This is a genomic window from uncultured Nitratireductor sp. (assembly GCF_913053745.1).
Lineage (GTDB): Bacteria > Pseudomonadota > Alphaproteobacteria > Rhizobiales > Rhizobiaceae > Nitratireductor.
This window is the reverse complement of the sequence record NZ_CAJXGF010000173.1, coordinates 1-8,423: the sequence shown is the minus strand read 5'-3', so window position 1 is coordinate 8,423 and position 8,423 is coordinate 1. Positions and strand designations below refer to the sequence as shown.

At 62.2% G+C, this 8,423-nt stretch carries 6 protein-coding genes and 1 pseudogene; 3 read left to right on the top strand and 4 right to left on the bottom strand.

The features are described from left to right. Positions 1-562: OB-fold nucleic acid binding domain-containing protein (locus tag QZ638_RS20530; RefSeq protein ID WP_366936266.1), on the top strand; the 562-nt coding region annotated here is incomplete at its 5' end. 79 nt (positions 563-641) lie between these two features. Further along, positions 642-1,571 (top strand): carbohydrate kinase, encoded by a 930-nt coding sequence (locus QZ638_RS20525; RefSeq protein WP_295813828.1) that lies wholly within the window; start codon positions 642-644, stop codon positions 1,569-1,571. Here the strand turns inward: QZ638_RS20525 and cysQ are convergent, their stop codons facing one another. From cysQ to QZ638_RS20505, 4 genes and pseudogenes are all read right to left on the bottom strand, one after another. After that, positions 1,572-2,372: a 3'(2'),5'-bisphosphate nucleotidase CysQ gene (gene cysQ, locus QZ638_RS20520; protein WP_295813826.1), complete on the bottom strand. Its 801-nt coding sequence runs from the start codon at positions 2,370-2,372 to the stop codon at positions 1,572-1,574. A gap of 29 nt (positions 2,373-2,401) precedes the next feature. Further along, positions 2,402-4,323 (bottom strand): annotated as a pseudogene (gene cysN / locus QZ638_RS20515) (sulfate adenylyltransferase subunit CysN). 1 nt (position 4,324) lies between these two features. Continuing rightward, positions 4,325-5,230: a sulfate adenylyltransferase subunit CysD gene (gene cysD / locus QZ638_RS20510; protein WP_295813824.1), complete on the bottom strand. Its 906-nt coding sequence runs from the start codon at positions 5,228-5,230 to the stop codon at positions 4,325-4,327. Positions 5,231-5,456: 226 nt separating this feature from the next. Further along, complete coding sequence (locus QZ638_RS20505) at positions 5,457-6,575, bottom strand: DegT/DnrJ/EryC1/StrS aminotransferase family protein (protein WP_295813823.1); 1,119 nt, start codon at positions 6,573-6,575, stop codon at positions 5,457-5,459. Between the two features lie 309 nt (positions 6,576-6,884). Between QZ638_RS20505 and QZ638_RS20500 the strand changes: the two genes are divergently transcribed. Then, the gene (locus QZ638_RS20500) at positions 6,885-8,246 is read left to right on the top strand and encodes a phosphomannomutase (protein WP_295813821.1); all 1,362 of its coding nucleotides are present in this window, start codon (positions 6,885-6,887) and stop codon (positions 8,244-8,246) included. Positions 8,247-8,423: the final 177 nt, after the last annotated feature.

The following is an 8,423-nucleotide window of genomic DNA, read 5'->3' as shown; positions in this document are numbered from 1 at the left end:
AAGCGCGGCGGCAACGCCGCTTCAGGCCGAGGAGGGCGTGACACTGCCGGAGCTTCTTCCTGGCGAACAGGTGGTAGAGGATTACGGCACGCTCAGCCTGTCGCTCAAGGCGCATCCCGTTTCCTTCCTGCGTGAGCAACTTGAGAAGCGCCGCGTCCTGAAAACCCGCGCCCTTGCCGAGACACCGGCGGGTCGCTTCGTGCGCGTTTCCGGTCTCGTTCTGGTGCGTCAGCGCCCCGGCACGGCAAGCGGCGTTATTTTCATGACGCTCGAAGACGAAACCGGCATCGCCAACGTCATCGTCTGGCCGCGTGTCTTCCAGCGCTTTCGCCGCATCGTCTTCGGCGCGCGCATGGTCACCGTAGAGGGTGTTCTGCAGAAAGAGAACGAGGTCATCCACGTGGTCGCCCGCCGCCTGATCGACACGACGCCGGATCTCTTCGCCGCAATGTCCGATCCAGAACTGGAAAACGAGGCGCAGGAAAAGACCGCAACGGCGCAGAATCTCTGGCGCCACCCGCGCGACGTGCGCGTTCTGCCGAAAGGTCGCAACTTTCATTGATCCGGCCGAAGGCGGTCCCGCATTGCCAATCCGCTCGCATAACGCTACTGCCTGAGCGGAAAAAATTGGGAGGCTTTTCATGATCCTTTGCTGCGGCGAGGCGCTGATCGACATGCTGCCGCGTCATTCCACCGAGGATGAGGCAGCCTTTGCGCCCTACACCGGCGGCGCGGTCTTCAACAGCGCCATCGCTATCGCGCGTCTCGGTGTGCCTTGCGGTTTCTATACCGGGCTTTCCGACGATCTGTTTGGCCGGATGCTGCGCGAAAAGCTTACGGAAAGCGACGTCGACCTCAGCCTTGCCAGAATATCGAGGCGCCCGACGACGCTTGCTTTCGTGACGCTGGTCGACGGCCAGGCCGAATACAACTTCTATGACGAAGGCACTGCCGGCCGCATGCTCGCGCTCTCCGATCTTCCGGAGATAGGCACGGACGTATCGGCGCTCCTGTTCGGCGGCATCAGCCTCGTCTCGGAGCCTTGCGGCTCCACCTATGAGACGCTGATGACACGCGAAAGCGCAGATCGCGTCATCATGCTCGATCCAAACATTCGGCCCGCCTTCATCACCGATACCGCGGGCCATCGCGCCCGCATCGAACGCATGGTGGCCATGTCCGACATCGTCAAGATTTCCGCCGACGATCTCGAATGGTTCGGCGAAACAGGCAGCGCCGACCAGATCGTCGCCCGCTGGCTGGAACGCGGACCCGGCCTCGTCATCCTCACTGACGGCGGCAAGGGCGCGACGGCCTATACAAAATCGCAAAAGCACTTCGTCGCCGCCAACCCGGTTCAGGTGGTCGACACGGTGGGCGCCGGCGACACGTTCAACGGCGCGCTTCTGGCAGCCCTCGAAATGGCGGGACTTCTGACGAAAGAAAAGATCGCCGCACTCGACACGGAGCAGATTTCGAACGCCATCGCCTTTGCGGCACGCGCGGCCGCCATAACCGTTTCGCGCGCCGGCGCCAATCCGCCCTGGAAAGAGGAGCTTTCGGCGGCCTGATCAGCCAGCGCCTTCCGCGACGAAGGAAGGGCTTACAAAGGCTTCCAGCCCCTCGCCTCCCTTGGGTCCGTAGGTGAGCGGTGCGCCGTCAAGCGTGCGCGCCATGCCGCCCGCCGCCCGCAGCACGGCATCTCCCGCCGCGGTGTCCCACTGCATTGTGCGGCCGAAACGCGGATAAAGATCCGCGTCGCCTCGCGCGATCATGCAGAATTTCAGCGACGAGCCGATCGAGACGGTTTCGGCGTCGGGATAGCGGGCGATGAAAGCGCGCGTTTCGTCGGTACAATGGGAACGGCTGGCGAGAATCGCAGGCGGTGTCCGGCGCGGGCGCGCCTTTATGCTCCGGCGTTCCTGCGGCTGGCCGGCCGTCACCGGGATTTCGAATGCCGCATCGGATCGCGCGGAGTAAAGCAGGTTGCGGGCGGGCGCATAGACAACGCCGATCACAGGCGCGCCATTGCGGATCAAACCGATATTGACGGTAAAATCCGGACGCCGCGCGATGAATTCCCGCGTACCGTCGAGCGGATCGACCAGAAGAAAATTGCCATCGCCACAGGCTGGAATGACGCCGCCCGATGCAGCCTCTTCCGAAACGCAGGGCGTTCCAAGACCCACCTTCGCGAATCCACCGAGGATCACGCGTTCCGCAGCGCGATCGGCCGCCGTCACCGGTGTGTCGTCGGCCTTCTGCTCCACTTCGAAGCCCGCCTCGTAGTGCTGCATGATCGCGGCACCGGCTGCCAGTGCCAGGTCCTCGAACAGCGCCAGCAGCGACGCATCATCCTTCAACATGCCCATGGGCCAGTCAGTCTTCCCCGCTCAGGCGATCAGCAATAGCCGCGTTCCTTGAGCCAGGCCTCCACCTCGTCGACCAGTTCTTCCGGCGCGCGGGCCGTCGTCTCGATGTGGATATCAGGCCTTTCCGGCGTCTCATAGGGGGAATCGACACCCGTGAAGTTCACGATCTCGCCATTGAGCGCCTTGGCATAAAGGCCCTTCGGATCGCGCCTTGCGCATTCCTCGAATGGCGTATCGACGAAGACTTCGACGAATTCGTCCTCGTTCATGAGTTCGCGTGCCATCCGCCGCTCGGCCCGGAAGGGCGAGATAAAGGACACGAGTACGATCAGCCCGGCATCCGCCATCAGCTTCGCGGTTTCGGCCACGCGGCGGATGTTTTCCACCCGGTCCTCGTCCGTAAAGCCGAGATCCCGGTTCAGCCCGTGGCGAATGTTGTCGCCATCCAGAACATAGGTGTGCCGGCCGGCCGCATGCAGCTTCTTTTCCAACAGGCTGGCGATGGTGGATTTGCCCGAGCCCGAAAGCCCGGTGAACCACAGAACTGCCGGCTTCTGATGCTTGAGCTCCGCGCGCGACTGGCGTGTCACGTCGAGCGCTTGCCAGTGAATGTTGGCCGCGCGGCGCAAAGGCCGCTGGATCATGCCGGCACCGACCGTTGCGTTGGTCAGTCGGTCGATCAGAATGAAGGCTCCCGTGGTGCGGTTGTCGCTGAAGGCATCGAAGGCGATCGGCGCCTGCAGCGAGAAATTGCACAGCCCCACCTCGTTCAGATCGAGGCTCGTCGCCGCTTCTTCGGCGAAATTGTTGATGTTGCGGCGATGCTTGAGCTGGCTCACCGTCGCCGAAACCTCGTCGGTCTCGGTACGCAGGATATAGAGCGCCCCGGCAGGAGCGGCTTTTCGTCGAACCACACCAGCGTTGCCGAAAACTGGTCGGCCACATGCGGCCGCGCCTCCGGCGTTACCAGCAGGTTGCCGCGCGAGAGCTCCACCTCGTCTTCCAGCAAAAGCGTGACCGCCTGCCCCTCGGCCGCCGTCTCGAGATCGCCGTCTTGCGTCACGATGCGGCGGATCCGTGTCTGCTTGCCCGACTTGGCGACAGCCACCCGCTCGCCCACGCCGATGCGGCCGGCGGCCACCGTGCCGGAGAAGCCGCGAAAGTCGAGATTGGGCCGCGACACGTATTGCACCGGGAAGCGGAATGGTTTTCCGTCCGCTTCGGCCTCGATATCGACGGTCTCCAGATGCTCCAGAAGAGACGGCCCCTCATACCACGGCGTCTTGCCCGACGAGCGGATGACATTGTCGCCATAGCGCGCCGACATAGGGATCGGCCGGATCGTGTCGAAGCCCAGATCTTCGGCAAAGGCGCGATACTCCGCCGCGATCCGCTCGAACACCGCCTCGTCGAAAGCGACCAGATCGATCTTGTTCACCGCAAGCACGATGTGGCGGATGCCCAGAAGCGATGCAATCATCGAATGCCGTCGCGTCTGCGGCAGGATGCCTTGCCGCGCGTCCACCAGCACGATGGCTACGTCCGCCGTGGATGCGCCCGTCGCCATGTTGCGGGTGTATTGCTCGTGGCCCGGCGTGTCGGCGACGATGAACTTGCGGCGCGGCGTGGAGAAGAAGCGATAGGCCACATCGATGGTGATGCCCTGCTCGCGCTCGGCTTCCAGCCCGTCCACCAGAAGCGCGAAGTCGATCTCGTCACCGGCCGTGCCGTGCTTTTTGGAATCGCTCTCCAGAGCGGCAAGCTGGTCCTCGAAGATAAGCTTGGTGTCGAAGAGAAGCCGCCCGATAAGGGTCGATTTGCCGTCATCGACCGACCCGCAGGTGAGAAAGCGCAGGAGCCCCTTGTTCTCCTGCCCGGCCACATAATCGCGAATATCGACGAGATTGTCGTCGTCGTCTTCTCGCAGAAGCGCTGTGTTGGCAGTCAACATATCAGAAATATCCCTCGCGCTTCTTCTTTTCCATGGAGCCCGCCTCGTCACGGTCGATCAGGCGGCCCTGCCGTTCAGAGGTGCGGGCCGTCAGCATCTCGCCGACGATTTCCTCGAGCGAGGCGGCGGTGGACGGGATCGCGCCGGTCAGCGGATAGCAGCCAAGCGTACGGAAGCGCACCATGCGCTCCTCCACCTTCTCGCCCGGCTGAAGCCGCATCCGGTCGTCATCGACCATGATGGTCATGCCGCCCCGATCGACCACCGGTCGCTTTGCCGCGAGATAGAGCGGAACGATGGGAATATTTTCTTGCAAAATGTACTGCCAGATGTCCTGCTCGGTCCAGTTGGAAAGCGGGAAGACGCGGATCGATTCGCCCTGCGCGACACGCGTGTTGTAGATCTTCCACATTTCCGGGCGCTGGTTCTTGGGGTCCCAGCCATGGCCCGCCGAGCGAAAGGAGAAGATGCGTTCCTTGGCACGGCTCTTTTCTTCGTCGCGCCGCGCGCCGCCGAAAGCGGCGTCGAAATCGTATTTGTCCAGCGCCTGGCGCAGCGCCACCGTCTTCATCACATGAGTGTGCGTGTTGGAGCCGTGATCGAACGGGTTGATCCCCTCGCGCACGCCCTCCTCGTTCACATGAACCAGGAGATCGAACCCCTTCTCCTTTGCCATCCGGTCGCGAAACGCGATCATCTCGCGAAACTTCCAGGTGGTGTCCACATGCAGGAAGGGAAAAGGCGGCTTCGCCGGATAGAACGCCTTCATCGCCAGATGCATCAGCACGGACGAATCCTTGCCCACGGAATAAAGCATCACCGGCTTGGAAAAGGTCGCCGCCACTTCGCGGAAGATGTGGATCGCCTCGGCTTCCAGCCTGTCGAGATGGGTAAGGACTGCCGGCATGTCTTCGCCTTCGCATCTGTGTCGCTGCGGTCGGAGCCGTCAAGGCCTCCGGATCGTCTTCTTGGGTACCATGCGGTTTTCCGGCCTCTCAAGGCGCGCACGCCCAACCTCACCCCGGTTTGCGAGGCGCTTTTTGCGTTGTTTCCATCAAAGGGGAAAAGGCATTTCAGAATGCAAAAAAGGCCCGTTTTCACGGGCCTTTTCGGTGTCTCGGATGCTCTCCGGCTCACTCGGCGATTGCACCGCGTATGGTTTCGATCACGCGATCCTGGTCGCTCTCTGCCAGATAGGGGTGCATCGGCAGGCACAGGATGCGGTGCGGCAGGCTCTCCGAGACGGCGAGCCCGCCCGGCGCTCTGGCATACATGTCATAAGCCTTTTGCAGGTGCAGCGGCTTCTCGTAATAGACGACCGAGGGGATACCCGCCTCGCCAAGGCGCTTGCGCACCAGATCGCGCTTTTCGGTCTCGATGGCATATTGCGCCCAGGCCGAGCGGTGGCCCTCCGGCATCACCGCCACCTTCACAACATCGCCGAGCCCCTCGGCATAGCGTGCGGCGACCTTCTGGCGCGCCTCCATCTCGTCTTCGAGGATCGCCAGTTTCTCGATCAGGATCGCCGCCTGGATCGTATCGAGGCGCGAGTTTAGGCCCACGCGCACATTGTCGTACTGGCTCTCGCCCTTGCCGTGGAAGGCAATGGAGCGCAGCACTTCGGCCAAATCGTCATCGTCGGTGAACATCGCACCGCCGTCCCCGTAGCAGCCAAGCGGCTTTGCCGGGTAGAAACTGGTCGAAGCCACGTGACCGAAAGCACCGCAGCGCTTGTTGCCGAGCGAGCCGCCGATGGACTGGGCCGCGTCCTCGACGATGCGCAAACCCTCACGAGCCGCAATCGCCTCGATGGCGGCATAATCCGCCGCAAGGCCGAACAGGTCGACCGGGATCACGGCTTTCGGCGTCAGCCGCCCTTCCGCCTTGATGTGTTCGATGGCTGCCGTCAGGCTCTCCGGATCCATATTGTAGGTGTCGGCATCGATTTCGACGAAAACCGGCTCCGCGCCCGCCAGCGCCACGACCTCCGCCGTCGCCGCAAAAGTGAAGCTCGGGCAGAACACGGCGTCGCCCGGCCCGATGCCATAGGCCATCAGCGGCATCAAAAGCGCGTCTGTGCCGTTTGCACAGGCAATCGCGTGCTTTGCGCCCACATAAGCGGCGATTTGTTCTTCAAATCTGCCAACGTCCGGCCCCAGAATATAACGTCCTTCGGCCACGACCCTGTCGATTGCGGTCGCCAGCTTGTCCTTAATGCGCTCACGCTGAGCGCCGAGATCGATGAATTGCATTTGTTGCCCAATCGGTTGCGGGCTGATTCTGCGTTAGCCCCGCCCGTTGAATAGGGGGGCGACGGACGCTCTGCAAGCAAAGCGACTCTTCAAACTGATATGCCAACTGTTACACGAGGTGAACGGTCGGTCATGCAACGCTTTCCGTGGTTGTGAATTTTGCGACCGTGCGCATTTATCGCCGCAATCCGGTTCTTGATTGCATGCGCGCGATGAGGGGCCTGCCCCTAACAAAACGTCAATCAATCATTGCAATGCTCGACAATTGAAGAGCATTGTTCATCTCCAGGAAAATCCAGGAAGGAAAGTATGGGCGCCCCTTTCAAAGCGTACGACGTTCGCGGCCGCATTCCGGCTGAAATCAATGTTCCCTTCGCCTATCGCTTTTCGCAGGCGCTCAAGCAGAGCCTCAACCCTGGACTGGTGGTCGTCGGTCACGACATGCGTATCGACAGTCCGGCCCTTGCCGAAGCGCTGACCCAGGGGCTTCTCGACAGTGGCGTCGATGTGAAGCCGGTCGGCCGTTGCGGCACGGAAGAGGTGTATTTTCACACCGCGGCCAGCGGCGCTGACGCCGGTCTGATGGTGACCGCGAGCCACAATCCGCCCGACTACAACGGCATCAAGATGGTGCTGAAAGGCGCATCCGCCGCCACGCCCGACAATGCCTTCAACCCCATCGAAGAGATTGTGCGCTCGGACGCTGTCCTTCAGCCGGTTGCCGATTATGCCGCGCGCGGTGCCCTGCACGGGTTGTGTGACCGCGATGCCTATATAGGGCGCCTTCTCGACGAGGTGGCGGGCCAGAAGCTGAAGCCGATGAAGATCGTCTGCCATGCCGGCAATGGCTGTGCAGGCCCCATCATCGACCTTCTGGAAAAGCACCTGCCCTTTACCTTCATAAAGATCGACCATGAGCCCGACCCCCGCCTGCCCAACGGTGTGCCGAACCCGCTGCTCCCCGAAAAGCGCGAAAAGGCCAGCAAGGCGGTGATCGAGCATGGCGCCGATCTCGCCATCGCCTGGGACGGCGATTTCGACCGTTGCTTTCTCTACGACCACAAAGGCCGCTTCGTGGAAGGCTATTACCTGGTCGGCATGATCGCCCAGTCCCTGCTTGCTAAGAATCCGGGGGGCACCATCCTCTACGATCCGCGCCTGACCTGGAATACGGTCGATGTGGTGGAGAGCGCCGGCGGCGTGGCCAAGCCCTGCCGCACGGGCCATGCCTATTTCAAGAAGATGATGCGTGAGGAAAACGCCATCTATGGCGGTGAGATGAGCGCGCACCATTATTTCCGCGACTTCGCCTATTGCGATTCGGGCATGCTTGCTTGGCTCGACGTGGTGGCTGAGCTTTCCGCCAGCGGCACGACGCTCGCCGAGCGCCTGGAAGAGCGCATTGCCGCCTATCCATGCTCAGGCGAGATCAACTTCACCGTTTCGGACGCAGCCGAGGTGCAGGCCCGCATCTCCAATCACTACATGCCGCAGAATCCCGAAATCGAGAGTCAGGACGGTCTCGGCATGGTGTTCGACGACTGGCGCTTCAACCTGCGCGCCTCCAACACCGAACCCCTGCTTCGCCTCAACGTGGAAACCCGCGGCGACAAGGCGCTGTTGAAGGCAAAGGTGGACGAACTGCGCGGGATGATCGAGGGAGCGGGCTGAACGACGTTCTCAAAAGGGCCAAACTGTCGCCCCTGGGGGCGATCCGCCGGAAGGATTGGCATATGTGCGGCATGTGCCAATCTGCTTTGGGACGCGGCCTCGGCCGAGCAGTATGCGCGAATCTGTCAGCGCCTGCCCGCCAGGGAAACATCGATGGTGGCTTCCCCCCCCCCCCCC

Bases quoted from the DNA above. Each gene is read 5' to 3' on its own strand.
- QZ638_RS20525 (WP_295813828.1), top strand. From the start codon at position 642: ATGATCCTTTGCTGCGGCGAGGCGCTGATCGACATGCTGCCGCGTCAT.
- cysQ (WP_295813826.1), bottom strand. From the start codon at position 2,372: ATGGGCATGTTGAAGGATGATGCGTCGCTGCTGGCGCTGTTCGAGGAC.
- cysD (WP_295813824.1), bottom strand. From the start codon at position 5,230: ATGCCGGCAGTCCTTACCCATCTCGACAGGCTGGAAGCCGAGGCGATC.
- QZ638_RS20505 (WP_295813823.1), bottom strand. From the start codon at position 6,575: ATGCAATTCATCGATCTCGGCGCTCAGCGTGAGCGCATTAAGGACAAG.
- QZ638_RS20500 (WP_295813821.1), top strand. From the start codon at position 6,885: ATGGGCGCCCCTTTCAAAGCGTACGACGTTCGCGGCCGCATTCCGGCT.